A 26,675-nucleotide genomic window follows, 5' to 3' on the forward strand; every position below is an offset into this window, starting at 1 on the left:
GCCCCGCCCGCCGTCACCCGGGCCGGAAGTGGGTGACGGCGGGCAGCGATCCCGGCAATACGGGTTGCACACACCGCCCCTTTACGGGGGAGATTGAAACGAACCGATGGTGTCTGTCAGCACCCTGGTAACCCGGTTGCGTTACTAGCCAGCCGGTGACCCCACGTGCCTTCCTGACCCGCCACAAGCTCTGGCCGCGTCCGCGCGAGGTTCTCGTTGCGCTCGCGGTGGTCGCCGTCCTGCTCTGCCTGTACCCGGCGGTACAAGCGATCCTCGACCAGGCGCGCAAGGCGGCGCTCTCCGACCCCGCGCCGGGCGGCTTCGACCGAGAGGATCATTTTCCCGGTGCCGCCTATTTCTACGCGGAAGATGCACCCGGTGCGATCCCGCCCCCCACGCTGCCGCTGCTCGCGCGCCTGCTCGGGACCGACGCCTCGGTCCACCCCGCTGCGCCCTTCTCGCTGGCGCACGCGACCGCGACCGACCGCGGGCGGGCGCTGCAATGCCTCACTGCCGCGATCTATTACGAAGCGGGCGGCGAACCCGTCGCGGGGCAGCGTGCGGTCGCGCAGGTGATCCTCAACCGCGTCCGCCATCCCGCCTTCCCGGCCACGGTGTGCGGCGTCGTCTATCAGGGGTCGGACGTCGCGCATTGCCAGTTCAGCTTCGCCTGCGACGGGGCGCTTGCGCGGGGGATGCCCGATCAGGCGGCATGGTCGCGCGCGCTCGGCGTGGCGGCGGGGGCGCTCAACGGGGTGGTGATGCGCGATGTCGGGCTGGCGACGCATTATCACAGCTATGCGGTCACCCCGACCTGGAACCGCAGCCTCGTGCTAACCGCGGCGGTCGGCGCGCATCTGTTCCATCGCTGGCAGGGGGCTGGCGGGACGGCGGCGGCGTTCCACCAGCGCTATGCCGGCGGAGAGCCCGTGCCGGGGCCGCTGCAACCGGCTGCACCGTTGGCCGCGATCGCCCTTCCCGCGCCGCGCCCCGCTGCCGCCCCTGTCGCGGCACCTGAAAAACCTGCGCAGCATAGCGCACCCGAACCCGAATACGGCCTGCCTGAAGCATCCGATATTCTCGATAAGTGGAAGGACTCGGGCAAACCGTTGCGGTAGCGGCCCGCCCCGGGGAGGGGCCGGGTGCCTACGCCTGCGTTATTGTGCCGGCTTCAGATACCGGTCGAACCACGCCACCGTCCGCTTGCGCAGATCCGCATAGTTCACGGGCGCGCGGATGCCGTGGCCTTCCTCGGGGTAGATCACCAGCGACGTCGGCACACCCTGGTCCTTCAACCCGTGCCAATATTCGATCGACTGGGTCGGCGGCACCTCGATGTCGCGCTCGCCGACATAGATGAAGGTCGGCGTCTTCGCGCGGTTGATGAAATTGACCGCGGAGACGTCCTCATACGCCTTTCGGTCCTGGTACAGCGTCTTGCCGAAGAACGGCAGCATCCACTGGTCGATCCCGTTGGTGCCGTAATAGCTGACCCAGTTGGACAGCCCCGCCCCCGCGACGATCGCCTTGAAGCGGTTGGTCTGCGTGTTCGCCCACATCGCCATGAACCCGCCATAGCTCCCGCCGGTCAGCCCGAGCCGCGAATCGTCCACCGGCGCGACCTTCTCGACCGCGTCGATCCCGGTCAGGATGTCGCGCAGATCGCCGCCGCCGAAGTCACGCTTGTTGGCGGCGGTGAACGCCTCGCCCTGGCCGTAGCTGCCGCGCGGATTGGGCAGGAACACATAATAGCCCGCGTCGAGCAGGTCGCCATAGCCGCCGCCGAACGACGGCGTGTTCGCCGCCGACGGACCGCCGTGGACGATCGTGACCATCGGTGCCTTCTTCGCCGGATCCGCGCCGATCGGCGCGAGCAGCCAGCCCTGCGCGGTGAAGCCCTCGTTCTTCCAGCTGATCGACCGCGCGGTCATGACCGCGGGGATCGCGTCATTGTCATGCGTGATCTGCACCGGCGCAGCGACTGGCCCCGCGAAGATCGCGGGCGCATGCGTGAAATCCTGCGCGACGGTCGCGACGGTGCGGCCATCCGCGCTCCACGCCGCCTTGGCGTCCCCCGCCGACAGGCTCGCCGGTCGCGACCAGCCGAACCCGTCGCCGCGTTCGCCCACCGTCACCAGCCCGGCCTGGTCGCCGCGAAGCGCCGTTCCGCGGATCGTGCCCGCGGTCCACGCGAGCGAGGTCACCGTCAGACGCGCGGTCGGGGTGATATTGCGCGGCGTGCCCCCCGCGAACGGCACGGTCCACACATCCCCGCCGACCGAGCCGAAATCGCTCATCAGCCCCCCGATAAAGGCGACCGTCTTGCCGTCCGGCGACACGCGCGGGAAATTGAGCTGTGTCGTCGGCTTGGCGATCGTGCGCACCGTGCCCGTCGTCGCATCGACCGCATCCAGCGTCGCGACCCACCAATTGTTGTCGCCATTGCCGAGCGCCGAGGTGACGACGAACCCCGTCCCGTCCGGCGTCCAGTCATATTCGTAGATATAGCGATCCGCCGGCGACACCGGCTTGACCGCGTCCGCCGCCACTGGCGCGCCACCAAGGTCGAACACCGCGAGCCGCTGCTCGTCGCTCTTCTCGCCGATCTCTCCGATCTGGCGAACCCCCGCCTGCGCCGCGCCGGCTTCCTTGGCCGCGCCGATCGTCACCAGCACCGCGATCCGCTTGCCGTCAGGCGCGAACCGGGGCGTCTGCGCGATGCCCTTGATCGTCGCGATCGTCCGCGCTTTCCCATTCTGGTCGACCGCGAGCGTCACCGTCCCCGCCGCGCGGTCGCGCGCGAGCCAGGCGAGCGTCCCGTCGGGCGCGAAGGTCAGGCCGGACAGCGAACACGCCTTCGCGCACGGATCGAAACTGCGTAGCACCTTGCCGTCGCGGACGCTGCGCAGCGTGATCGTACCCTTGCCGAACGGGCTGGTGCTCTCGACCGTCGCGACCCGGTCGCCCTGCGCGGAAATCGCCAGGCTGCCATAGCCATGCACCGGCGGCGGGGCCGCGAGCGCTGGGGTGGCGGTGGCGGCAAGCAACAGGGCAAGGACAAGGCGCATCGGGCAACTCCAGGCGTGTGATGGAGTTGGATAGCACACTGAAGTCCCTAGGCAATCCGTCACCCGGGCGACCGCCCCGTGCGCGCGGGTGCGCGCTCGAACGCCTATTTGTCCGTGCCCCGCGCCTTTCCCCAGGATCGGGCGGCGGTATAGCCTAGATACCCCGTCCCGAAGAGCGCGTAGAGCGGCTCGGGAATTCCGGCGAGATAGGCGTTCATCCCCGCTGCGATATCCTTGGCCATCTGCGGTTGCACCGCCGCGATCAACCCCATCGGAATCGCCCACAGCAGCAGCGCATACATCACGTACAGGAAGCTCGGCCGCGCGCGGCTCGTCCACGGGTCGGGGCTTTGCGCCTCGGCGAGGATCGCCGCCATCTGCGCCTTTACCTGATCGAGGTCCTGGCTCCCCTGCAGCTCGAGCAGTTTCAGCTTTGCCTCGTCGCGCGTCTTGGGGTCTGGGATGATCTTGTCGATGATCCCCGCGATCGGGCCGATGATACCGTCCAGCAATCCCATTGTTCCGCTCCCGTTTGTTAACCGATCCGGTTGTCGAGCCAACCGTACAGAAAGGCCTCGTCGGCGGGTCGTCGCTCCGCCAGCGCGACATAGCGTTCGCCGCGCAGCGCCTCGATCGCCTTGCCCAGCACCGCCTCCCCCGCCGCCCCGCGCCTGGCGAGAAACCCCGTCACCGCGGCGAGCGTCGCCGCGCCGATCACCCCGTCCAGCGCGACGTCGGCATAGTCGCGCGCACCGCGATTGAGCGCGTTCAACGCACGCTGGAGAAACCCGGTCGCGACCGCCGGCCCCATGTTCACCGCCGTGTCGAACAGGATCGCCGCAACCGTCGGGGCAAGCCGATCCACCGCGCCGAACCGTGGCTGTTCCCAATACAGCCGCCGGTAAATCTCCCGCGCCTTCGCGACCGGAAAGGCACGCATCGCGCCGTCATAGCCATTCGCACGCGCCACCGCCGCGGTGATGCCGAACCGCGTCTCGCCGCCGCGGTCCGCCGGGTGATCGACATAGCCGCCCTCACGCGCCAGCACCGCATCGATCAGCGTCTCGACCGTCATCCCAGCCCTCCCGTTCCTGACGAATCGGGTAACCTATACGGTTCGTGTAGGACAGGTGTTTCGCTACCCCATCTGGTCCACGACAGCGCGATCGGGATTTGCTAGTAACGCGGGATTAAACAACCTCCCTCAGCATGGGACGATGATCGTACACCCGCCGCAGACCGAAACGCTTCCCTTGTCCGCGCGCTGGTCAGCACGCGCCGGCTCGATCGTGGGATATGCGGCCTTTGCCGCCGCGATCTTCCTGCTCGGTTATGTCGGGATCACGCTGACCCGCGGAAGCGGGACGATCGCAGCGCTGTGGGTGCCCAACGCCTTGCTGTCCGCCGCCATCCTGCATGGGGGCTGGCGCCGCTCGGGCGGGTGGATCGCGGCGGCCTTGGTGGGCTTCGCCGCCGCCAATTATGCCGTGTTCGATCCCAGCCGGACCAGCCTGTTCTTCCCGCTCGTCAACATCGGCGAGGCGGTGCTCGGTTGCTGGCTATATACGCGCGGCCGCCGGGGCGCGCATGACGCCGCGCGCCCGGACATGCACAAGATCAACGACGTCGCGCGTTACGTAGTGTGCTGCTCGATGATCGCACCGGCCGTGTCGGGGCTGATCGTCGCCGTCCAGCTTGCACCACCCGGGGAATGGCTCGATCTGCCGACTTGGGGAAGCTGGTCGCTTGCCGACGGTCTCGGCATGCTGATCACCGGCCCGGTCGCGCTGATCGCGATCGAGGCGTGGCCGCGCCGGCGCCAGATCGATCGGGCGCGCATCCCTGAAATTGTCGCGATCCTGCTCGGGACTGCGGCGATCGCGCTGATCGTCTTCGGCCAGACCCGCTACCCGCTTGCCTTCTTCTGCCTGCCGATGATGATCATCGCCGCGCTTCGCCTCGGCATCACCGGGACCGCTGCCGCGATCTTCATCGTCTCGGTGATCGCAACGGCGGATACGCTGCTCGGATCGGGGCCGATGTGGCTGCTCAACGTCACGCTCAGCACGCGGATTCACGTGCTGCAACTGCTGCTGGCGACCGCCTTCGGGATCGGGCTGCCGTTCGCCTCGATCCTGAGCACGCGCGACCGGACTCGCGCCGAACTCAAATACGCCCGCGATTTCTCCGACACGTTGCTCGCCGCGATGCAGGAAGCGGTGTTCCGCACCGATGCCGAAGGGCGCTGGATCTTCCTCAACCGCGCCTGGGAAACGCTTACCGGCTATACGGTCGAGGAGAGCCTCGGCTGGAGTACCGCGCGGCTGCTCCATCCCGAGGATCGCAGCCATGCGGTGACGCATTATCCCCGGATCGTCTCGGGCGAGATCGAGGAAACCAGCCTCAAACAGCGTTTCTTCACCGCCGGCGGCGAATGTCGCCACATCGAGGTGACGCTGCGCCGCCTCAGCACGCCCGACGGCCGCTTCGACGGAACGATCGGCACGATCCGCGACATCACCGCCGCGGTGGCGACCCAGCGCGCGCTCGAGGACAGTGAGGTCCGGTTCCGCCGCCTCGCCGAAGCCGCGCCGGTCGGCATCTTCCGCGCCGGTCCGGATGGCCGGCTGACCTATGTCAATCGCGCCTGGGCGATGAAGATTGGCCTGTCGGTCGAGGAATCGCTGGGCACGGGCTGGATGAAGACGCTGGTCGATCCCGACACCTTCACCCGCGAACCCGCATGGCACGGTCTCAAACCGGGGATGGTCAAGGTCCGCGACTTCGCCTTCCACGGGTCCGACGGCGGCGAATTATGGGTGCAGAGCGTCAACAGCGCCGAGTTCAACAGCGACGGCGTATTGACCGGCTATGTCGGGGCGGTCGTCGACATAACCGAACAACGCCGCGCGCGGATCGCGCTCGCGGAAAGCAAGCGGCTGTTCGAGACGCTTGCCGACCTTTCTCCCGCCGGGATCTACCGGTCGAACGCGACGGGCGGCATCACCTATGCCAACCGCGCCTGGCTCGATGTTGCCGGCCTGACGTTCGAACAGGCGCTGGGCGAGGGCTGGATACCGGCGGTCCATCCGGACGACCTCCAGCGCTTGCGCGAGGAATGGCGCGCCACCGTTCTCGACGAACGGGAATTGCGGACGGAATTCCGCTTTGTCCGGTCGGACGGATCGGTCCGCTGGGTCGAGACGATCACCACCAGCGAGCACGATGACTCCGGCCGACAGGTCGGCTTCATCGGCGTCAACGTCGACATCACCGAGCGCAAGGCGACCGAGGCGGCGCTACGCGAAAGCTCCGAACAACTGAAGCTGCTTGCCGAAAACGCGACCGATGCGGTGTTCCGGATGAGCATCGACGGGGTCTGTCTCTACGTTTCCCCTTCGGTGGTGGACGTGATCGGGCTCACCCCGCGCCAGCTCGTCGGGCGCAACCTGCTGCGCGGCTTCCACCCGGATGACGCCGAGATGGTGATTCGCCTGCACCGCGAACTCGGCGCCGGGATCGCCGAACGGCGGGTGCTTGCCTATCGGCTCGAGCGGATCGATCGCCCGGGTACCTGGACGTGGCTCGAATCGAACAGCGGGCTAGTGCGCGATCCGGTCACCGGCGAGCCGCGCGAGATCATCTCGTCGGTGCGCGACATCACCGAACGCAAGCGGCTCGAACTCGAGCTCGATTCCGCGCGCCGCCATGCCGAGGTCGCCGCGCAGGCCAAGTCGAGCTTCCTCGCGAACATGAGCCACGAGATCCGCACCCCGATGAACGGCGTGCTCGGCTTTACCGAATTGCTGCTCGCGGAGGATCCCCGCGACGACCAGCGCCAGAAGCTCCAGATGATCGCGGATTCGGGCAAGGCGATGATGCGCCTGCTCAACGACATCCTCGATCTGTCCAAGATCGAGGCGGGGCATGTCACGCTCGCGAGTGACCGGGTCGACTGGCACCATCTGGCGCGAAGCTGCGCACGGCTGATCAAGCCGCTGACGACGACCGCGGGGATTGCGCTCGAGGTCGAGGTCGCGCCGGAGGTTCCGCCCGCGGTGATCGGCGACGGGCTGCGCTTGCGACAGATCGTCCTCAACCTGCTCGGGAATGCCGCGAAGTTCACCGAGCGCGGGTCGATCCGGCTCAGCGTCGGGATCGACGGCGAGACGATCGTCGTCGCGATCGCGGACACCGGGGTCGGGATCGCCGAGGACCGGCAGGGCGCGATTTTCCACGAATTCGTCCAGGAGGACACCAGCACCTCGCGGCGCCACGGCGGCACCGGGCTCGGCCTTGCGATCTCGAACGAACTCGCGCGCCTGATGGCGGGGACGATCACGCTGACCAGCAAGGTCGGCGTCGGCACGACGGTGACGCTGCGCGTGCCGCTGATCGTCGCGCCCTCGGCGGCGCCGCCCGTCCTGTCGCCCGGGCCAGCGTGCGTCCTCCCCGCGGTTCCGGGGGCACGCGTCCTCGTGGCGGAGGATCATGATGTCAATCAGGCACTCATTAAGGCAATGCTAACGCGGCTTGGCTACGCTCCTGCCATTGCCCGTTCGGGGCTCGAAGCGATCGCGATGGTGGAGCGGACTCGCGGGACGGGCGCTCCGTTCGCGCTGGTGTTGATGGACATGCAAATGCCGGAACTCGACGGAATTGAAGCCACCAGGCACATTCGCGCCAGCGGCGTGACGGCGGACGATCTGCCGATCATCGCGCTGACCGCAAACGCCTATGCAAGCGATGTCGAGAGTTGTCTCGACGCAGGGATGCAGGGGCATATCGCCAAGCCGGTGCAGATGGGCCAACTCGACGAGACGGTGCGCCGCTGGGCGGTCGGCACGCGCGCCCCCGCGATCGCCACCGCGCCCGCGACCAGCGCTGACGCCGAATTGCACAGGCAATTCGATACGCGGGTGCGCAACCTGTTCGCGCTGTACGACGCCACGGTCGCGCGCGAGTCCTGGGATACGGCCGCGATCGACGCGTTGCGCCACGCGCTGCATCAGGTCGCCGGGACCGCCGCCTTCTTCGGGCGCGGCGACCTCGGCACGCTCGCCAGCCGGATCGACGACGCACTCGATATCCCCGCCGGAACAGAACGCGATGCCGTGGTGCGCTCCGGCCACGCCCAGTTGCAATGCTTGAAGCAGGCAGGATGAAACAATGGCCCGGATCGTAATCGTCGACGACGACGAACTGGTCTGCGCGATCGTCGCGCGGACGTTGACCCCGCTCGGCCATGTCGTGCTGCCCGTGCGCGACGGCGACGACGCGCTGGACAGCCTGTGGGAATCGAGCCCCGACCTGGTGATCCTCGATTGCGCGCTGCCCGGAAAGACCGGGCTCGCGATCCTTGGCGAGATGCGGACCTCGGCGATGTTTCGCGGGCTGCCGGTGCTGATCCTGACCGCGCGGCGCAGCGACTGGCACGTCAAGATGGCGCTGGAAGCCGGCGCGAACGCCTATATCCGCAAGCCGTTCGAACCCGCCGACCTGATCGCGCAGGTCGCCGCTTTGCTCTCCCCGCCCGCCCCCGCCAGCACTGCGGCGGACACGTTGCTCGACTGCGACCGGCTCGCCGACCTGCGCGGTGCGGTGGGCGTCGACGATGCCAACCGGTTGCTCGGGATGATGCTGCGCGACATCGCGGCGCGGACCGAGGCGATCACCGGCGCGCTGTCGCAAGGCGACTTCGTCCGCGCCGAGCGCGAGGCGCATGCGCTGCGCGGCGCAAGCAACGGGATCGGCGCGCTCGATCTCGCGCTGGTCTGCCTGACGATCGAACGCGGCGAATGCCGGTCGAGCGAACGGCTCGAGGGCTGCGCGCTCCGCACGATCGCCGCGATCGAGCAGGCGCGCACCGCCCCCAGCGCGGCGGGCTGACGCTCAGCCGTTCAACCGCTCAGGCGGTGACGTCGAGCGCCTGCAACGCGAGGATCGCCTGAGTTCGGTTGGTAACGCCCAGCTTGCGGAAGATCTGCGCGAAATGCGTCTTCACGGTCGTTTCGGCGATCCCCAGTTCATAGGCGATCTGCTTGTTCTGGCTGCCATCCGCCGCGGCGCGCAGGACGCGGAACTGCGCCGGCGACAATTCGCCGATCCGTGACGGCGTGATCGCCGCCTCGTCCTCGGGCTCGGTCATCTCGGGCGGGAACGCATTTCCCCCGCCGAGCAAGGTGCGGATCGATGCGACCATTTCGCTCATCGGCGCGCTCTTGGGGATATAGCCGCTCGCTCCCTCGCGCGCGGCACGGCGCATCACCACTGGCTCGTCGGTGCTGCTGACGATCGCGATCGTCGCGCGGGGCTGCAGGCGGCGCAGCATCAGCAACCCGGCGAACCCCTGGACGTCGGGCAGCATTAGATCGAGCAGGATCAAGTCGAACCGCCGCTGTTCGGCGACCGCCACCGCTTCGGCAATGGTCCCGACCTTCACGGTATCGGCACCGGGCGCGACCTGTTCGGTCGCCATGCCAAGCGCAGCGGCACACATTGGATGGTCGTCCGCGATCAATACGGTCTGGGTCAAAGCGATACTCCCCCGGAAATATCCCATTTATAGTCGATCCTCGGCCCAGATATCACGTTTTTTCGTAATTCCTGTGTGACGATCGATGGGTTTGTCATGCTACCCCCAAAAAGTGACAAGAGCTACACTTTCGATGCGGGCCGTAGCGGTCGTTCTGCCGCTGGCGCTCGCGGTCCACCTCGCGGCGTTCTGGCCCGGGATCATGACCTGGGACGCGATCCGCCAATATGGCCAGGCGGTCAGCGGCCAATATGACGACTGGCACCCGCCCGCGATGAACTGGCTGTGGCACCAATTGCGCCACGTCGCGAACGGACCGGCGCCGATGCTGGTGCTGCAGGCCTCGCTGTACTGGGGCGGAACGCTGCTGTTGCTGCTCGCCGCGCTGCGTCGCGGCCGGCGGGGTGCCGCGGTGACGATCGCGGTGCTCGCCCTGTCGCCGATCGCGCTCGTGCTGGTCGGCACGATCCTCAAGGACAGCCTGTTCGCCGGCGCGCTGCTCCTCGCCGCCGGGCTGCTTGCGATCGCGCGGCCCGGCGCGCGCTGGCCCCGCATCGTGGCAGCGCTGGTGCTGGTGGCGGCGGCGACGCTGCGCTTCAACGCGGTGCCCGCGTGCCTGCCGCTGCTCGTCGCGCTCTGCCCGACGGCGTGGCGCGCGACCCTGCCCCGGCTTGCCGCGACCAGCGTGCTCGCCGCCGTCCCCCTCGTCCTCGCGCTGCCGCTCGCCAACGCCGCGCTGCACGCAGAGCGGAGCGGGGTCGAACTGTCGCTGGTGATCTACGATCTCGCCGGGACCGGCCGGTTCAGCCATGCCGACACCTTCCCGCCGCTCGCCGCGCGCGATCCGGTCGCGGTCAATCGCGGCTGTTATTCACCGATTTCGTGGGACAGCTATGCCTGGTGGGGCCCCGCCCCCTGCCCGATCGGCTTCGCCGCCTTGCGCGCGCCGCTCGCGGAGAAGCCCGGCCCCTATGGCTGGTGGCTCGCGGCGCTGGCGGCGCACCCGGTCGCCTATCTCGAGCATCGGCTGACCCATTTCGACCGCAACACGCGCTTTCTCGTCCACGATGCCGACCTGCCCGGCCTGTCGCTCGAGTCCGACCCGAACCGCTGGGGCTATGCGGTCGCCCCCAACCCGGTTCGCACGTCGATTTCGTCGCTGGCAGTGGCGAGCGTCGCCACGCCGCTCGGCTGGCCGGCGTGCTGGATCGCGCTTGCATTCGGGCTGGTCGTGCTGCGCCCGTCGCTGCGTGATGGCGGGGTCGCCCCCGCGCTGGCGTGGTCGGCGCTGCTCTATGCGCTGAGCTATCTGCCGCTCAGCGTCGCCTCCGAAGTCCGCTATCACTTCTGGACGATCGCCGCGACCGGCGTGGCGGCGGCGCTGCAGCTCGGCCAGCGCGCGACATGGGCGGTGCCACGCTGGCGGCAAGCGCTCGCGGTCGTGCCGTTCGCCGCGATCCTGCTGGGCAGCATCGCGGCGCGGCTGGTCTGACGCTAAATCAGCGCCCCTTGGCGGGGGTTGCGGCGGCGGCGGGTGCCTGGCTCTTGGCGATGCCCTGCATCATCTCGGCGGTCGCGACCTGCTTCGTTTGAAGCGCACGCGCGCAATTGGTCATCGTCGTCGCGATGTCCTTGCCCAGCGGCTCCTTGCCGACGGCAACCACCGCGGTGCGGAACTTTTCGGGCGACAGCTTGGCATCGACCCGTCCGAGATAATAGGTCACCGTCAGGATCGCGACCTGCTTCTTTTTCGCATCCGGCTCCTTCTCGGCGAAGACGTTGCTGACCAGCAGGCAGCGCACGTCGGGATCGGCGGTCGGCGTCTGCGCCGGTGCGGCCGCCGGGAGCAGCGCGAGCGAGAGAACCAGCGAGAGAGGGGCAATGTGGCGGCGCAAGGGAATTCTCCGAACAGACACATGGAGCAAACGCCATGCTGGACGCGCCCTTAGCCCGGTTTCCGCGTCGACGGCAATGCGGACCACCCCGCGCCCGGTGCGTCCTGGCGAGACCGCCGGTCGCCGACTGACAGCCGAGGACTGCCGTGTCTGATGGGGTGTGAAATCTCTGGTCGGGGCGACAGGATTCGAACCTGCGACCCCCACACCCCCAGTGTGATGCGCTACCAGGCTGCGCTACGCCCCGACCGAGGGAGGCGCGTCTAGGCCGAGAATGCGGCGGATGCAAGTCACTTGAATTGCCCCAATGGCAATAAGCGGTTGGCAAGCGCCTGGACCACGCGCGGATCGCCCGATTTGAGCGGCGAGATGAGCAGCGCCGCGCGCCGCTGGAGGATTCGGTCGAGCGCGGTCGGAGTCGCGCCGCGCGCGGCGGTTTCGGCGAGCGTCGCGCCGACCGGGTCCTTCGGGTCGATCGCAAGCCGCAGCAACGCCGCCAGCCCGGGGAACAGCGCGCGCTGTCCGCCGAGCGCCACTGCCCGGTCGAGCGCTTCGAGCCCCGACGCCTTGCGCGCGCCCAGCGCGCCGCGCGCCATCAACTGGCCGAGCGACTTGACCGCGCTGAGGTGCCACGCCCCGAGCGCCGCCTGCGCCTCGGCGTCGCGCGGGTTGCGCGCGGTGATCGCCTCGAACTGCGCCTTGGCGGACAGCGCATCGGCGCGGCTGTTGGTCAGCTTCGCGCGGTAGCTCGTCGCCATCGCACGCGTGAGCTGCGCCTCGGCATCGCCCGGCGCGTGCGCGAGCGTCGCCGCGGCAGTCGCCTCGACATTGGCGATCTGCCGCAGCGCGCTCGGCTTGTCCTGCGCGACGAAGGCGGTCTGCGTCAGCGTCTCCCGGCTGGTCTCGGCGAACGCAGCAGTGAAGGGTGCTGCCGCCGCGGCGCACACGAGAACGCCGCCGAGGCACGCAACTGACTGTTTCTTCATACGATTCGCTACGCCTTTTGACTCACCATCGCACCATCATGGCAAGCTAACGAATCATTCACCAGTCAGGGTGCGCCAGAAAGTCCCGTCCCACGCCTTGACGCTCATCTCGACCACGCCGAGATCGCGGATCGCGCGGCCGAACACTTTCGAATGCTCCGCCGCGCCATGCGCCGCAAGCGCCTCGGGCGAGGCCCAGCGTTCCGCGATGCGGATCACGTCCGGGTCGGCGACGTCGAACGCGAAGCTATAGGCCTCGCACCCGTCTTCTTCGTTCACGCGCGCAACATGCGCGGCGAGCAGGTCGGTGATTTTCGCCGCATCGCCGGGCGCGGTGCGAATGTGTCCGAGAACGAGGATTGTCATGGTCGCGTCTCCAAAAGTCATGATCCGTTGCACCGAAGCGCATGAGATGATAGCGCGCGCCGCTTGTAGCGGGGTGTCTTCATCCCGCAATCCCGCTTGCCGATTGGCGCTGGCGGGCCAGTTTTACCAAGGTAGCCCATGTTCGCCACCCCCGCCTTCGCCCAGACTACAGGTGCCGCCTCCGGCTCCGACGGCTTTCTGTCGCTGCTCGTCAATTTCGGCCCGCTGCTGCTGGTCTTCGTCGCCTTCTACTTCATGATCCTGCGCCCGCAGCAGTTGCGCGCGCGCAACCAGGCGGCGGCGATCAATGCGGTCAAGAAGGGCGATTCGGTCGTCACCGCGGGCGGTATCGTCGGCAAGGTGACCAAGGTCGAGGATCGCTTCGTCGAGGTCGAGATCGCGCCCACCACGCGCATCCGCGTCGTCAAGGCGACCCTCGCCGAAGTGACGCCGCTCGGCTCCAAGCCCGCGAACGACTGATCCGATGCTCGATTTTCCCCGCTGGAAGGTCATTTCGATCTTCGCTTTCCTCGCCGCGCTGATGGCGCTGGCGATCCCGAGCTTCCTGCCCGAGTCGGTCACCGATCGCTGGGGCGCGTTCCCGCATCCGCGGGTCAACAAGGGGCTCGATCTGGCGGGGGGCAGCTATCTGCTGCTCGAGGCGAATACCGACGAGCTGGTCAAGAACCGGCTCGAGGCGATGCGCGAGCAGATCGTCTCGCAAATGGCGCTCAGTCCCGCGATTCCGATCGGCGACATCGCGACCGACAACGGCAAGCTCAGCTTCATGCTGCGCAACGTCACCCAGCTCGATGCCGCGCGCGAGCGCCTCAACAAGCTGACCGGCGGGGTCGGCTTGACCGGACAACGCGACTGGGACCTGCAGGTGGTCGATTCGTCGCGCGTCGTGATGACCCCGACCGAAGCGGGCATCAACGCCTCGATCAAGGAAGCGATGGCGACCGCGACCGACGTCGTGCGGACCCGCATCGACAAGCTCGGCACCAAGGAGCCGACGATTGTCGGCCAGGGCACCAGCCGGATCGTCGTTCAGGTGCCGGGCCTCAAGGACCCGCGCGCGCTGCGCGAGCTGATCGGCAAGACCGCCAAGCTCGAATTCAAGATGGTCGCTGACCAGCCCTACACCCCGGGCGGGATCATCCCGGCGGGCACGCAGGCGCTCCCCTATCCGGAGGGCGGCCCCGGCGCGAAGATCCTCGTCAAGCGTCAGGCGATCCTGACCGGCGACCAGCTGCTGACCGCCAAACAGGCGTTCAAGCAGGAGGACAACGCCCCGATCGTCGACTTCAGCTTCAACTCGGAAGGCGGGCGCAAGTTCGCCGAAGTGACGCAGGCGAATACTGGCAAGCGCTTTGCTGTGATTGTCGACGATGCGGTCATCTCCGCCCCGCGCATCAACACGCCGATCCTCGGCGGTGCGGGCTATATCGAGGGTTCGTTCACGGTCGAATCCGCGAACAACCTCGCGATCGCGCTCAGCTCGGGCAAATTGCCGATCTCGCTCAAGATCGTCGAGGAACGCACCGTCGGCCCCGATCTCGGGCAGGAGTCGATCAACGCGGGCATCCGCGCTTCGGCGATCGCGGTCATCCTCGTGATCGTGTTCATGATCGCGACCTACGGCCGCTTCGGTTTCTATGCGGACTATGCGGTCATCATCAACGTGGTGGTCATCATGGGGGTGCTGGCGCTGCTCAACGGCACGCTCACCCTTCCGGGGATCGCCGGCTTCGTGCTCACGATCGGCACCGCGGTCGACGCGAACGTGCTGATCAACGAGCGTATCCGCGAGGAACGCCGGCGCGGCCGCAGCGTGATCCAGTCGGTCGAGCTGGGCTATAAGGAAGCGAGCCGGACGATCTTCGAGGCGAACGCGACGCACGCGATCTCGGGCGTCATCATGCTGATGCTCGGATCGGGTCCGGTGAAGGGCTTCGCGGTCGTGCTGCTGATCGGCATCATCACCTCGGTGTTCACCTCGGTGACGTTCACCCGGATGCTCGTGGTGTTGTGGATTCGCCGCAACCGCCCGACCGAAATCAACATTTGATCGGCCAGACACCATGCGCCTCCTGAAAATCGTTCCCGACAACACCAACCTCCCCTTCGTCTCGCTGCGCAAATGGGCGTTCGGGCTGACCATGCTGCTGTCGATCGCCGCGATCGGCCTCGTCTTCGCGCGCGGGCTCAACCTCGGCGTCGATTTCGTCGGCGGCCTGATGATCGAGGAGAAGTTCGCCTCGCCGCCGTCGCTCGACAAGCTGCGCAGCACGATCGACCGGCTCGAGCTGGGCGAGGCACGGCTCCAGACGGTCGGCAACGACAACACCATCTCGATCAAGCTGCCCCCGCCGCAGAGCAGCGACGAGGGTGCCGCCAACCGCATCGTCCAGCAGGTCCAGTCCGCGATCACGCGCGACTTCCCCGATGCGCGCTTCTCGCGGCAGGATTCGGTCAGCGGCAAGGTCTCGGGCGAGCTGATCTGGAAGGGCATCCTGGCGGTCGTGCTCGCGGTCGTCGGGATCGGCCTGTTCGCGATCTTCCGGTTCGAATGGCAGTTCGGTGTCTCGACCGTTGTCGCGATCGTCCACGACGTGCTGATGACGCTCGGCTTCTTCGCGCTGACGCGGTTCGAGTTCGACCTCAACATCGTCGCCGCGGTGCTGACGATCATCGGTTACTCGATCAACGACAAGATCGTCATCGACGATCGCATCCGCGAGAACATGCGCCGCTATCGCAAGATGGACATGTCGGGGATCGTCGATCTCTCGGTCAACGAGACGCTCCCGCGCACCGTGATGACCTCGGTCACGATCCTGCTCGCGCTGTTCGCGCTGCTGATCTTCGGTGGCCCGGTGCTGCGCGGCTTCACCGCGGCGATGATCCTCGGCATCTTCGTCGGGACCTATTCGTCGATCTACGTGTCGTCGTCGCTGCTGATCACACTGGGCCTCCGCCCCGATCCGAGCCTCGCCGAGCCGGTTGCGACGCCAAAGCCGGCCAAGCCGCGCTGATGCAGATCGAAAGCGCGAGCGGGACCGGCCCGGCGATCACCGGCTTTTCGGCCAAGGGCTATAAAGTCGAGGCTGGGTCGTTCCGCGGTGTGTATCGCGCGCTGACGATCACGCCCGACGCGGTCGCCGAATGGGACGCGCCCGCGCTCGAGACGCTTTCGCCCGAGTCGTTCGCCGACCTGCTCGCGATCGATCCGCGCCCCGAGTTCCTCCTCCTCGGCACCGGCGCGACGATGCAGCGCCCCGCCCCCGCCTTCGTCCGCGCGCTCGAGGCGCGGGGGATCGGGGTCGAGGCGATGGACAGCCGTGCGGCGGCCCGTGCCTGGGCCGTGCTGCGTGGAGAGGGCCGCTGGGTCGTCGGCGCGCTCTATCCGCTTTGATCGGCTGACGCGGCGCGCTATTGCTTTGCGGAACATGCGCCTGCGTCTGCGTCTGATATGGTGCTTCCCCGGCGAAGGCCACTAGCAGAAGCGCAACGCGAACAGGTCGGGACCGTATCAATGAAATCGCTTGCCGCCATCCTGCTGGCCACCGCCGCCCCGACCATTGCGACGGCGCAGGTGCCATCCCCGCCCCCACCGCAGGCTGCGCTCAAATACGTCAGCCCCGACGAATGGCTCTGCCGCCCCGGCCGCAGCGATGCGTGCTCAGCCAACCAGGACGCGACGATCGTCCGGGCCGATGGATCGCGGTCGATCGAGCGGTTCGACCGCGACGAGAACCCGAAGTTCGATTGCTTCTACGTCTATCCGACCGTCTCGGCCGACCCCGCCCCCAATAGCGACATGACCGCCGGCCCCGAGGAAATCGCGGTCGCGGGCAGCCAGGCGGCGCGCTTCACCAAGCATTGCCGCGTGTTCGCCCCGCTGTACCGGCAGGTCACGCTGCTCGCGCTGCGCGAGGCGATGCGCGGCAAGCCGATGCCCGACGTCCGCGCGCGCGCCTATGCCGACGTGAAGGCGGCGTGGGACGAATATCTCGCCTATGACAATCACGGTCGCGGCGTCGTGCTGATCGGCCACAGCCAGGGCGCGGGGCTGCTGAAGGACCTGATGGCGCGCGAGATCGAGGGGAAACCGGTCCAGCGCCAGATCATCTCGCTGATCATCCCCGGCACCAACGTGGCGGTCCCGGTCGGCAAGGACGTCGGCGGCGATCTCAAGTCGACGCCGTTGTGCCGTAGCAACAAGCAGAGCGGTTGCGTCGTCAGCTACGTCAGCTTCCGCGCCGAAACACCGCCGCCCGAGTTCAGCCGCTTCGGGTCGGTCGACCAGCCCGGCATGACCGCCGCCTGCGTCGATCCCGCCGCGCTCGACGGCCAGCCCAAGCCGACCGACGCGTATCTCGGCGCAAGCGGCGCCGGGATGGGCAGCGCGCCGCAACCCGCGTGGAGCCGCGACGGCGCGCCCGTCACCACGCGCTTCGTCAAGGTCCCGGGCCTGATCAGCACGCGCTGCGCCACGTCGGGCCGGTTCAGCTATCTCGCGGTAACGACCAACGCCAATCCGGACGACAAGCGCACCGACACGATCGTCGGCGAGATCCTGCGCGACGGGCACCCGCTCGCGGCGTGGGGGCTTCACCTGATCGACCTGCCGATCGAGATGGGGGATCTGGTCGAACTGACCGAGGATCAGGCGAAGGCGTGGCTCGCGAAGAACCCGCCCTCACCCGTGGGCTGATACCAGTCCGGCGAGATGCGCGTAGAGCGCGGCGGTGTTGGCGGGCCAGGTGTATCGCGCCGCCCCCCGCCGCACCGCAATCGGATCGGCCGCCTGCGCCAGCACCGCGCGGATCCCCGTCGCGAACGCTTCGGGGGTCCGCGCGACGATGCGCCCGTACGCGGGGTCACTCACGACCTCGCAAGCGCCACCGGCGTCCGCGATCACGATCGGCGTCCCGCAGCCGAGCGCCTCGACCCAGGCGTTGGCAAGCCCCTCGGAATCGGACGCAAGCGCCATCGCGTCGGCGGCCGCGAGCAGCGCGGGCAGATCGGCATGTGGCACTGATCCGAGCAGCGTCACCCGCCCCGCGACCCCGCGTGCTTCCGCCTGCGCCTGAAGCGCGGCGCGTTCCGGCCCCTCGCCTGCGATGATCAGCGTCGCATTGGGAAGCGCGGCGAGCGCGTCGATCACCACGTCATGGCGCTTGCGCCGGATCAACGCGCCGAGCGAGACGATCAGCGGACCGACCACCCCGAGCGCGGCCTTGGCACCGCTACGGTCGCCGGGCGCGAACCGGTCGAGGTCGACCCCGGTGTGGTGCAGCCGGATCCGCTCCCCAGACATGCCGAGCGCCATCATGTCGGCGCGCATCGCCTGCGACACCGCGAGCATCCCGCCCGCCGCCTGCCCCGCAGCGATCACCTGCCGCGCGGTCGCAGGCGCGCGGCCCCAATGGTGGATGTCCGCGCCACGCGCCTTGATCGACACCGGCACGCCGAAATGCCGGCCGAGCGCGATCGCAGCAGGGCCGTCGGGGAAGAAGAATTCGGCATCGATCACATCGAACGCAAAGTCGCGCCGCAGCGCGGTCAGCAGCGGGATCAGCGCGCGCGTCAGTGCCCGCGCATGGAACCGCCCGCCGGTCCCGGGAAGCGTAAGAAATCGCGGTCGGCGGACGTCGAGCCCCTTCCAGCGCTCCTGCCGTGGCACGCCCGCGAGGCCCGCGAAGCGCGCATGGCGCGAGAGCGGCCACGGCGGCAGGCCGACCGGCGCGACGACGCGCAAATCGACGTCCGGGTGCGCCGCAAGCCCGCGCGTCTGGCGTTCGACGAACACCCCGAAATTGGGCCGCGTCGCATCGGGAAACAGGGTGGCCAGGGTCAGGACGCGGAGCATGCCGCCCCGCTACCGGGTTTCCGCCAAAACGAAAAGCGGTGCCGTCACCCCGGCGAAACGCGGGGTGACGGCCACCGGGGAATCAGATCCGCTTCGATCCCGGATACGCCAGTGCCAGATCGCTCCCCGCATCCGCCTTGATCTCGCAGCGCCCCTCGAGCGTCAGGCATTCGCCCGCCTTGAACGCAACGCCATCTGCGACCCCCGCGCCGGTCAGCGGCACCAGCCACCCGGTCAGCCCCGCGGGGAGATCGACGACGCGCTCGCCCCCGGCGAAGCGCTCGATCACGAACTTCGGCCCCTCGGCGAGGACCTGATGATCCTTGCCGTCCTTCGGCGGGGTCGGCAGCGGTACGAACGGCTCGGGATCGGACACCTTGACCCCGGCATCGAGATGCAATTCGCGGTCGCTGCCGTAATCGTACAGCCGGTACGTCAGGTCGACATTCTGCTGGATCTCGACCACCGTGATCCCCGCGCCGATCGCATGGACCGTGCCCGCCTCGGAATAATAGAAATCGCCCGCCTTCACCGGCTTCCAGTCGAGCAGATGCTCGATCGAGCCGTCGAGCGACGCCGCGCGCAGTTCCTCCGAGGTCATCGGCTTGAGCGTGCCGAGCGCGATCGTCGAATCGGGTTCCGCCGCGAGGATAATCCACGCCTCGTCCTTGCCGCGCGGATAGCCCGCCGCCTGTGCCGCGGCATCGTCAGGATGGACCTGGACCGACAGTTTTTCGCTCGTGAACAGATACTTTACGAGCAGGTCGGGCTCGCTCGCATGCGGAGTCTGGAACCACACCTCGCCGATCTTCTCGCCGTCCGCCGCCGGATCGGGAAAACCGGGCCACAGCGTGTGGCGTCCCCAAGGCTTTTCAACGCGTTTGGTGGCGAGCAAGGTGGCGGTCACGGGTTTGTGTCTCCTGAAGCGATTCATGTCGCAAACGCAGCATTCGCGCGAAGTGATCCGCGCCTGCCGAGAAACGATCAAGCAAAAAGCGCCGGGCGGAAGCCGCGCCGGGGGAAACCCCTCCGAAAAACATTGTTCGCGCCTCCACGCTTCGGCTAAGACCGGCCCCGATGCGTACCCCACATGCCCGCTCGCCCCTGTTTCGTGCCACAGCGCTCGCGCTGATCGCCGCCACCGCCTTCACCACCGCAGGCTGCGCGAAGCGTGGCAAGTCCGATATCCCGTATATCGCGCGCGACGTCGGCACGCTGTACACGACCGCGCGGCAGCGGCTCGACAATGGCGATTACAAGATCGCGGCGGCGCTGTTCGACGAGGTCGAGCGCCAGCACCCTTATTCGGTGTGGGCCCGCCGCGCGCAGTTGATGAGCGCGTTCAGCTATTATCTCGCGCATGATTACACCGCCTCGATCCAGTCGGCGCAGCGCTTCCTGTCGGTCCACCCGGGAAACCGCGACGCGCCTTATGCCTATTACCTCGTCTCGCTCGGCTATTACGAGCAGATCAGCGACGTCACGCGCGACCAGAAGATCACGCAGCAGGCGCTCGATTCGCTCGGCGAACTGACGCGGCGCTATCCCAACACCAAATATGCCGCCGACGCGCGGCTCAAGATCGATCTCGTCCGGGATCACCTCGCGGGCAAGGAAATGGAAATCGGCCGCTTCTACGAGCGTCGCGGCCTGTGGCTCGCCGCCGACGGCCGGTTCCGTCATGTGGTCGAGGATTATCAGACCACCACGCACGCGCCCGAGGCGCTGATGCGGCTGACCGAAACGTCGCTCGCGCTCGGCGTGCCGGACGAGGCGCGCAAGGCCGCCGCGGTGCTCGGCGCGAACTATCCCGGCACGCAATGGTATGAGCGCGCGTACAAGCTGTCGCAGGAACATCCCCCCGTCGCGGTCGCCGCGATTGCGCCGGGTCAGCCGATCGTTCCGCTCAACAGCACGCTCAGCATCCCGACCAAGTCGAAGGAGATCAACCGCGACACGCGCGCGGCGCCGGTCACCAACGGATCGTCGACCAACCCGGGCAACCCCAACCCGGGCCAGTAGGCCCGGTGCAGCGCGTTCCGCCGCGGCCGGATGCAAAGAACAATTCCGGAACGGCGCGGGATAGGCTAGAGGCGACGGCACGATGCTGATTTCGCTGTCCATTCGCGACGTCGTCCTGATCGAAGCGCTCGATTTGCACTTCGCCGAAGGGCTTGGCGTGCTCACCGGGGAAACCGGCGCGGGCAAGTCGATCCTGCTCGATGCGCTCGGTCTCGCGCTCGGCGGGCGCGGCGAGGCGGGCCTCGTCCGGCAGGGCGCGACACAGGCGGTCGTCACCGCGACCTTCGACACCCCCGCCCCCGATGGCCCGATCGCGGCGGCGCTTGCCGAGAACGGGTTCGACAGCGATCCCGGCGAACCGCTGTTGATCCGCCGCATCGTCAAGGCCGATGGCGGCAGCCGCGCGTTCGTCAACGATCAGCCCGCCTCCGCCGGTCTGCTGCGCGAGATGGCGCAGCATCTGGTCGAGATCCACGGCCAGCATGACGACCGCGGCCTGCTCAACGCGCGCGGGCATCGCGCCTTGCTCGATTCGTTCGGCCGCGTCGATACCGCCGCCACCGCAACCGCCTACAAGGCATGGCGCGCCGCCGAAGGCGCGCTCGCGACCGCGCATGCGACGATCGAGACCGCCGCACGCGACCGCGAATGGCTCGAGCACAGCGTCGCCGAACTGCGCGCGCTCTCCCCCGAACCGGGCGAGGAGGAAACGCTCGCCGAACGCCGCCGCTCGATGCAGCGTTCGGAGAAGATCGCCGACGATCTGTCCGCGATCGAGAACTGGCTCGAGGGGTCGGATGGCGGACTTGCGCAGCTCCGCCAAGCCGCACGCGTGCTCGAACGCGTCGCCGAGGATCATGCGTCGCTGGCCGAAGCGCTCGCCGCGATCGATCGCGCGGTGATCGAGGGTGCGGTCGCCGAGGAACAGTTGCGGATCGCGAAGACCGACCTGTGGTTCGATCCGTCCGCGCTCGAGGATGACGAGACGCGGCTGTTCGAACTGCGCGGGATGGCGCGCAAGCACCGCGTCCAGCCCGACGAGCTGGCGGATCTCGCCGCGGACCTCGAGGCGAAACTCGCCGCGCTCGATGCGGGCGAGGAAGGCATCGCCGCGCTCGAACGCAAGCTCGCGACCGCGCGCGCGGAGTTCGACCGCGCCGCCACCACGCTGACCAAGGCGCGCACCGCCGCCGCCGAGCGACTCGACGCCGCGGTTCGGGGCGAGCTCGCACCGCTCAAGCTGGATGCCGCACAGTTCCGCACCGTCGTCGCCCCGGCGTCTGCGGACGCATGGTCGAGCGCGGGCAAGGACCGGGTCGAGTTCGAGATTTCGACCAACCCCGGTGCGCCGTTCGCGCCGCTCGTAAAGATCGCCAGCGGCGGCGAATTGTCGCGCTTCATCCTCGCGCTCAAGGTCGCGCTTGCCGAACAGGGCAGTGCGGCGACGATGATCTTCGACGAGATCGACCGCGGCGTCGGCGGCGCGGTGGCGAGCGCGATCGGCGACCGACTCGCGCGGCTTGCGGGGGGCACGCAGGTCCTCGTCGTCACGCACAGCCCGCAGGTCGCGGCACGCGGCGCGCAGCATCTGCTGATCGCCAAGCGGCATGACGGCGTGGTCACCCGCACGGGCGTCACCGCGCTCGACGATGCCGACCGCCGCGAGGAAATCGCGCGGATGCTGTCGGGCGCGGAGATCACCCCCGAAGCGCGCGCACAGGCGGACCGGTTGCTCGAGACGGTATAGCGCGGGGGAGCTGCCACGTCGCCTGATCCCACCGTTCGTTTCGAGCGAAGTCGAGAAACCTGCGCTGTGCCGGGTTTCTCGACTTCGCTCGAAACGAACGGGAGGAGCGGTACAATCCCCGTCCACCCCCGTCAGAACGGCCCCGTCAGCCCCCCCCGTCAGAACGGTATCGTCACCGTCACCATCACGCGTTTGTCGTTCAGCCGACCGGGCGTGGTGTACAGATTTCCCCGCACCCCCTTTCCCAGATCGACCCCGATCCCCGGGCCGCCCACCCCCGCATAGCGTTCGGGTAGCGTCTTCAGCCGGTATTTCTCGGCGGCGTCGCGCGTGCCGCACACCACGATGTCGCTCCCGGGCTCCCCCGCGGGACAGGTGGAGGGCCGCCACGGCGGTGGCAAATCGACCGTCTTGCGGGAGTCCGCCGCCGGTACGGGCGGGGCCGCCAGTTGCAGGACGGCAACGATCGGAAGGATCGGAAGCATCATAAACCGTTCTCCGCGCGGCCAATCGTGCCGAGGCTATGGTAGATCGCGTGGTCCCGCAATCGCCGACCAAGCAAAAGCCGCGACAAGCCCGTAATAACCTGCTACACCACCCAAATCGCGCGACACCGCTCCCAAGCATCGCGCGGCTGAGAGACGTACCGCGCTCCCGCTTGTTACCCCGGACGCGCTTCGTGTTTCTCGACTTTTCTCTTTCAGGTCAGCCTGTTCGCAGCGGTTTTTCCGCGCACGGTTGATCAAACGCCATCGGGTGCGCCGGCCGGGGCCGGACGACGCACTCGTCTTCGATCTCGGCCCCATCCGGATGCTGCCCAAGAGGGGTACCGTCCGGGCTTAAGGAATACGTTATGGCTATCGGCACAGTTAAGTTCTTCAACGCCGACAAGGGTTATGGTTTCATCGCGCCTGAGGGCGGCGGTGGTGATGCGTTCGTCCACATCAGCGCAGTGGAAGCTGCCGGTATGGCAACGCTCGATCGCGACCAGCGCGTCTCGTACGAGCTGGAAGAAGATCGTCGCGGCAAGGTCTCGGCTGTAAAGCTCGCCCAGGCCTGATCGGTTTACGATCCGGGGGTGTCGCCGTCACGGCGGCACCCTTGCTCGCTTCACGGTGGGCTCGTTCCTTTCATGCGTGGAGACCTCCGACGAACACTACAGCCCTGTTCTATCGCGATCGTGCCCGCCAGGCCGAAACCGATGCATCCGCCGCCACGCTCGACAATGTCCGCAGCCGCTGGTTGCGCGCCGCCAAGGCATGGGACGAAATGGCCTCCCGCGCGGAAAAGACCGCCGAGCGCCGATCGACCAACGAAGAAGCCAAGCATCTCGCCGAAATGGACGCGAGCGAAGACGATTGACTTGAACTGCGCCGTGGCCCTCCGCTAGCGCAGGGGCCATGGTCGCCCCCCTCCCCACCACAGATTCCGCCGCCGCCACCGAACTCGCGCAGCTTGCCGACGAGATCGCGCGCCACAACCGGCTTTATCATACCGACGACGCACCCGAAATTTCGGATGCCGCCTATGACCTGCTGGTCCGCCGCAACGCCGCGCTCGAAGCCGCCTTCCCACACCTGATCCGCAGCGACTCGCCGAGCGTTCAGGTCGGCGCCCCCCCCGCCGCGCATCTCGCCAAGGTCGCGCACGCGCGACCGATGATGAGCCTCGAGAACGCCTTCGCCCCCGACGAGGCGATCGAATTCGTCGCGCGCGTCCGCCGCTTCCTCAACCTGCCCGAAGACGCCGCCGTCGCGTTCACCGCCGAACCAAAGATCGACGGGCTGTCCTGCTCGCTCCGCTACGAGAACGGCACGCTCGTCCAGGCACTCACTCGCGGCGATGGCACGGTCGGCGAGGACGTTACCGCCAATGTCGCCACGATCCCCGACATCGTCGCGACGCTTCACGGCGACGCCCCCGCGGTGTTCGAGATCCGCGGCGAGGTCTATATGGCCAAGGCCGATTTCGCCGCGCTCAACGCCCACCTGCTCGCCGAGGCGGAGACACCCGAGAAGGCGCGCCAGTTCGCCAACCCGCGCAACGCCGCCGCCGGCTCGCTCCGCCAGAAGGACGCCGCGGTGACCGCCAGCCGCCCGCTGCGCTTCCTCGCGCACGGCTGGGGCGAGACGACCGCGCTCCCCGCCGACACGCAATATGGCGTGATGCAGGCGATCGCCGGCTGGGGGCTCCCGGTCAGCGACCTGCTGATCGCCGCCCCCGACATGCCCGCCGCACTCGACCATTATGCCCAGATCGAGCACGTCCGCGCCGACCTGCCGTTCGATATCGACGGGGTCGTCTACAAGGTCGACCGGCTCGACTGGCAGGCGCGACTCGGCGCGGTGGCGAAGGCCCCGCGCTGGGCGCTCGCGCACAAGTTTCCCGCCGAGCGTGCCGAGACGGTGCTCGAGCGGATCGACATCCAGGTCGGTCGCACCGGCAAGCTGACCCCCGTCGCGCGGCTGACCCCGGTGACGGTCGGCGGCGTCGTCGTCACCAACGCGACGCTCCACAACAAGGACGAAGTCGAACGGCTCGGCGTCCGCCCGGGCGACCGAGTCGTGCTGCAGCGCGCGGGCGACGTCATCCCGCAGATCGTCGAGAATCTGACGCGTGAGGAGGACCGCGCGGCGTGGGTCTTCCCGACGCAATGCCCTGAATGCCAGTCCGACGCGGTGCGCGAAGAGGGCGAAGTCGATATCCGCTGCACCGGCGGGCTGATCTGCCCCGCGCAACGGATCGAGCGGCTGCGCCACTTCGTCAGCCGTGGCGCGCTCGATATCGAGGGGCTGGGGCTCAAGCAGATCGAGGACTTCTTCCGCGACGGGCTGCTCCATCACCCCGCCGACATCTTCCGGCTGACCGAGGCGCAACTGCTCGCGCGCAAGAAGGACGGGCGGGTGTGGGCGCGGAACCTGCTCGCGGCGATCGCGGCGAAGCGCGCGCCCGATCCCGCACGCTTCCTGTTCGGGCTCGGCATCCGCCATGTCGGCGCGGTCACCGCGCGCGATCTGGTCAAGGCGTTCGGCACGGTCCAGCGAATCGCCGAGCTCGCCACCGCCGCGCCCGACACCCCCGAGGCGCGACTCGAACTCGAGTCGGTCGACGGTGTCGGCCCGGTCGTCGCCGAGGCGCTGGTCGATTTCTTCGCCGAACCGCATAACCGCGAGACCTGGGCGGATTTATTGTCGGAGGTGTCGCCACCGGCGTTCGTCTCCACCCTGCGGGAATCCCCGGTGACGGGAAAGACGGTGGTCTTCACCGGCAGCCTGGAGACGATGAGTCGCGACGAGGCAAAGGCGCAGGCGGAGACGCTGGGTGCCCGCGTCGCGGGGTCGGTGTCGGCCAAGACCGATCTCGTGGTGGCCGGCCCGGGCGCGGGATCGAAACTGAAAAAGGCCGCGGAACTAGGGATTTCCGTCCTAGACGAAGCCGGCTGGGCGGCGCTCGTCCGCGACTTTGGGTGATGCTTTTTTGCAACGCACCATGAACGGATTGTAATCTTCCATTAAGTTCCCTCGAAACTGTCATCCAACCGAAATATTTCCCGTGCAGGGGCACGGACAAGACGATGCGGACAGGGTCACAGGCCCGCCGCGATCGCTTTTTCCGAGATCCTGTAGGGGGACATTATGCGACACAATCTTCTTCTTGGCGTGGCCGTAGCGGCGCTGATCCTTCCCGCGGCGGCAAGCGCGCAGGAAACCACGAGCCAGATCCGCGGTGTCGTCACCACCGGCGGCACCCCCGTTTCCGGGGCTACCGTCGACGTGATCGACGTCAATTCGGGGACCAAGTCGCAGTCGACGACCGGCGTGGACGGCGCCTTCAGCTTCAACGGTCTGCGCGCCGGTGGTCCCTACACCGTCAGCGTGACCAGCACGACCGGCAACAAGACCGTCACCGACATCTACACGGTCGTGCAACAGGTCTTCAACCTGCCGATCGACCTTGCCGCAGCCGCCACGGCCGCTGAAGGCGGCACCGAAGGCGCCGACATCGTCGTGACCGCATCGCGCGTCCGCGGGGCCGGCACCCGCACCGACGGCCCGCAGACGATCCTGACCCAGGCGGACATCGCCAAGGTCGCGTCGGTCAACCGCGACATCCGTGACGTCGAGCGCCGCGATCCGTTCGCCACGCTCGACCGCGGCAGCAGCGGCGATCGCGGCGGT

Annotated in this window: 25 protein-coding genes and 1 tRNA gene; 15 read left to right on the plus strand and 11 right to left on the minus strand. The window is 68.0% G+C overall.

Translation table 11 applies throughout. The annotated features are described in order from the left end of the window. Positions 1–155: 155 nt before the first annotated feature. Positions 156–1,118: a cell wall hydrolase gene (locus RH91_RS18735; RefSeq protein WP_010164709.1), complete on the plus strand. Its 963-nt coding sequence runs from the start codon at positions 156–158 to the stop codon at positions 1,116–1,118. A gap of 39 nt (positions 1,119–1,157) precedes the next feature. Here RH91_RS18735 and RH91_RS18740 read toward each other — a convergent pair whose 3' ends face one another. The 3 genes from RH91_RS18740 to RH91_RS18750 all read right to left on the minus strand — a co-directional run bounded on the left by RH91_RS18740 (position 1,158) and on the right by RH91_RS18750 (position 4,143). After that, the gene (locus RH91_RS18740) at positions 1,158–3,068 is read right to left on the minus strand and encodes a S9 family peptidase (RefSeq protein ID WP_010164710.1); all 1,911 of its coding nucleotides are present in this window, start codon (positions 3,066–3,068) and stop codon (positions 1,158–1,160) included. A gap of 104 nt (positions 3,069–3,172) precedes the next feature. Next, the gene (locus RH91_RS18745; protein ID WP_010164711.1) at positions 3,173–3,586 is read right to left on the minus strand and encodes a holin family protein; all 414 of its coding nucleotides are present in this window, start codon (positions 3,584–3,586) and stop codon (positions 3,173–3,175) included. Positions 3,587–3,603: 17 nt separating this feature from the next. Then, entirely contained in the window at positions 3,604–4,143 is a 540-nt protein-coding gene (locus RH91_RS18750; RefSeq protein WP_010164712.1) for a glycoside hydrolase family 108 protein, read from the minus strand. Positions 4,144–4,285: 142 nt separating this feature from the next. Here RH91_RS18750 and RH91_RS18755 point away from each other — a divergent pair, with 142 nt between their 5' ends. Both RH91_RS18755 and RH91_RS18760 read left to right on the plus strand, forming a co-directional pair. Further along, complete coding sequence (locus tag RH91_RS18755) at positions 4,286–8,233, plus strand: PAS domain S-box protein (protein WP_010164713.1); 3,948 nt, start codon at positions 4,286–4,288, stop codon at positions 8,231–8,233. Between the two features lie 4 nt (positions 8,234–8,237). After that, a complete protein-coding gene (locus RH91_RS18760; RefSeq protein ID WP_010164715.1) occupies positions 8,238–8,957 on the plus strand; it encodes a response regulator in 720 nt (239 codons plus the stop codon). Between the two features lie 19 nt (positions 8,958–8,976). Here the strand turns inward: RH91_RS18760 and RH91_RS18765 are convergent, their stop codons facing one another. Then, on the minus strand, positions 8,977–9,603 hold the full coding sequence (locus RH91_RS18765; RefSeq protein ID WP_029624064.1) for a response regulator: 627 nt from the start codon (positions 9,601–9,603) through the stop codon (positions 8,977–8,979). 133 nt (positions 9,604–9,736) lie between these two features. Here RH91_RS18765 and RH91_RS18770 point away from each other — a divergent pair, with 133 nt between their 5' ends. Beyond that, a complete protein-coding gene (locus RH91_RS18770; protein ID WP_010164718.1) occupies positions 9,737–11,095 on the plus strand; it encodes a hypothetical protein in 1,359 nt (452 codons plus the stop codon). Positions 11,096–11,102: 7 nt separating this feature from the next. Here RH91_RS18770 and RH91_RS18775 read toward each other — a convergent pair whose 3' ends face one another. The 4 genes from RH91_RS18775 to RH91_RS18790 all read right to left on the minus strand — a co-directional run bounded on the left by RH91_RS18775 (position 11,103) and on the right by RH91_RS18790 (position 12,850). Further along, entirely contained in the window at positions 11,103–11,498 is a 396-nt protein-coding gene (locus RH91_RS18775) for a hypothetical protein (RefSeq protein WP_010164720.1), read from the minus strand. Positions 11,499–11,668: 170 nt separating this feature from the next. Then, positions 11,669–11,745 (minus strand) — tRNA-Pro (locus RH91_RS18780). Positions 11,746–11,788: 43 nt separating this feature from the next. Next, positions 11,789–12,484 carry a hypothetical protein gene (locus RH91_RS18785; protein WP_010164721.1) on the minus strand — a complete coding sequence of 232 codons (696 nt, stop codon included), beginning with the start codon at positions 12,482–12,484 and terminating at the stop codon, positions 11,789–11,791. Positions 12,485–12,538: 54 nt separating this feature from the next. Next, a complete protein-coding gene (locus RH91_RS18790) occupies positions 12,539–12,850 on the minus strand; it encodes a putative quinol monooxygenase (RefSeq protein WP_010164723.1) in 312 nt (103 codons plus the stop codon). Positions 12,851–12,988: 138 nt separating this feature from the next. On the opposite strand from RH91_RS18790, the gene yajC reads away from it, so the two are divergent. The 5 genes from yajC to RH91_RS18815 all read left to right on the plus strand — a co-directional run bounded on the left by yajC (position 12,989) and on the right by RH91_RS18815 (position 17,570). Continuing rightward, the gene (gene yajC, locus RH91_RS18795) at positions 12,989–13,330 is read left to right on the plus strand and encodes a preprotein translocase subunit YajC (protein ID WP_010164725.1); all 342 of its coding nucleotides are present in this window, start codon (positions 12,989–12,991) and stop codon (positions 13,328–13,330) included. Between the two features lie 4 nt (positions 13,331–13,334). Continuing rightward, positions 13,335–14,921, plus strand: coding sequence for a protein translocase subunit SecD (secD, locus tag RH91_RS18800; protein ID WP_010164726.1), 1,587 nt, complete (start codon positions 13,335–13,337; stop codon positions 14,919–14,921). Between the two features lie 13 nt (positions 14,922–14,934). Beyond that, entirely contained in the window at positions 14,935–15,888 is a 954-nt protein-coding gene (gene secF, locus RH91_RS18805) for a protein translocase subunit SecF (RefSeq protein ID WP_010164728.1), read from the plus strand. Next, positions 15,888–16,268, plus strand: a complete 381-nt coding sequence (locus tag RH91_RS18810) for an Mth938-like domain-containing protein (RefSeq protein WP_010164730.1) — start codon at positions 15,888–15,890, stop codon at positions 16,266–16,268. Before secF ends, RH91_RS18810 begins: the two co-directional genes overlap by 1 nt. 120 nt (positions 16,269–16,388) lie before the next feature. Next, on the plus strand, positions 16,389–17,570 hold the full coding sequence (locus RH91_RS18815) for a DUF3089 domain-containing protein (protein WP_010164732.1): 1,182 nt from the start codon (positions 16,389–16,391) through the stop codon (positions 17,568–17,570). Here RH91_RS18815 and RH91_RS18820 read toward each other — a convergent pair. Together RH91_RS18820 and RH91_RS18825 are read right to left on the minus strand one after the other, a co-directional pair. Further along, complete coding sequence (locus tag RH91_RS18820) at positions 17,556–18,728, minus strand: glycosyltransferase (protein WP_010164734.1); 1,173 nt, start codon at positions 18,726–18,728, stop codon at positions 17,556–17,558. The two genes, RH91_RS18815 and RH91_RS18820, sit on opposite strands and share 15 nt — an antisense overlap. 82 nt (positions 18,729–18,810) lie before the next feature. Then, positions 18,811–19,635 (minus strand): class I mannose-6-phosphate isomerase, encoded by an 825-nt coding sequence (locus tag RH91_RS18825; protein WP_010164736.1) that lies wholly within the window; start codon positions 19,633–19,635, stop codon positions 18,811–18,813. Between the two features lie 170 nt (positions 19,636–19,805). On the opposite strand from RH91_RS18825, the gene RH91_RS18830 reads away from it, so the two are divergent. Both RH91_RS18830 and recN read left to right on the plus strand, forming a co-directional pair. Continuing rightward, positions 19,806–20,750, plus strand: a complete 945-nt coding sequence (locus tag RH91_RS18830; RefSeq protein WP_010164738.1) for an outer membrane protein assembly factor BamD — start codon at positions 19,806–19,808, stop codon at positions 20,748–20,750. Between the two features lie 82 nt (positions 20,751–20,832). Beyond that, the gene (gene recN, locus RH91_RS18835) at positions 20,833–22,497 is read left to right on the plus strand and encodes a DNA repair protein RecN (RefSeq protein WP_010164740.1); all 1,665 of its coding nucleotides are present in this window, start codon (positions 20,833–20,835) and stop codon (positions 22,495–22,497) included. A gap of 158 nt (positions 22,498–22,655) precedes the next feature. On the opposite strand, the gene RH91_RS18840 is transcribed toward recN, so the two are convergent. Further along, complete coding sequence (locus tag RH91_RS18840; RefSeq protein ID WP_010164741.1) at positions 22,656–22,985, minus strand: hypothetical protein; 330 nt, start codon at positions 22,983–22,985, stop codon at positions 22,656–22,658. 365 nt (positions 22,986–23,350) lie between these two features. Between RH91_RS18840 and RH91_RS18845 the strand changes: the two genes are divergently transcribed. The 4 genes from RH91_RS18845 to RH91_RS18855 all read left to right on the plus strand — a co-directional run. Continuing rightward, the gene (locus RH91_RS18845; protein WP_010164742.1) at positions 23,351–23,557 is read left to right on the plus strand and encodes a cold-shock protein; all 207 of its coding nucleotides are present in this window, start codon (positions 23,351–23,353) and stop codon (positions 23,555–23,557) included. Positions 23,558–23,598: 41 nt separating this feature from the next. Further along, positions 23,599–23,859, plus strand: coding sequence for a hypothetical protein (locus RH91_RS21775; RefSeq protein WP_037515284.1), 261 nt, complete (start codon positions 23,599–23,601; stop codon positions 23,857–23,859). A 38-nt stretch (positions 23,860–23,897) separates the two neighbouring features. Then, positions 23,898–25,967: an NAD-dependent DNA ligase LigA gene (ligA, locus tag RH91_RS18850; protein WP_010164743.1), complete on the plus strand. Its 2,070-nt coding sequence runs from the start codon at positions 23,898–23,900 to the stop codon at positions 25,965–25,967. 165 nt (positions 25,968–26,132) lie between these two features. Beyond that, on the plus strand, positions 26,133–26,675 hold a 543-nt coding region (locus tag RH91_RS18855; protein WP_029624065.1), incomplete at its 3' end, for a carboxypeptidase-like regulatory domain-containing protein.

Origin of the sequence: Sphingomonas sp. PAMC 26617, assembly GCF_000242835.1 — a bacterium.
Classification (GTDB): domain Bacteria; phylum Pseudomonadota; class Alphaproteobacteria; order Sphingomonadales; family Sphingomonadaceae; genus Sphingomonas.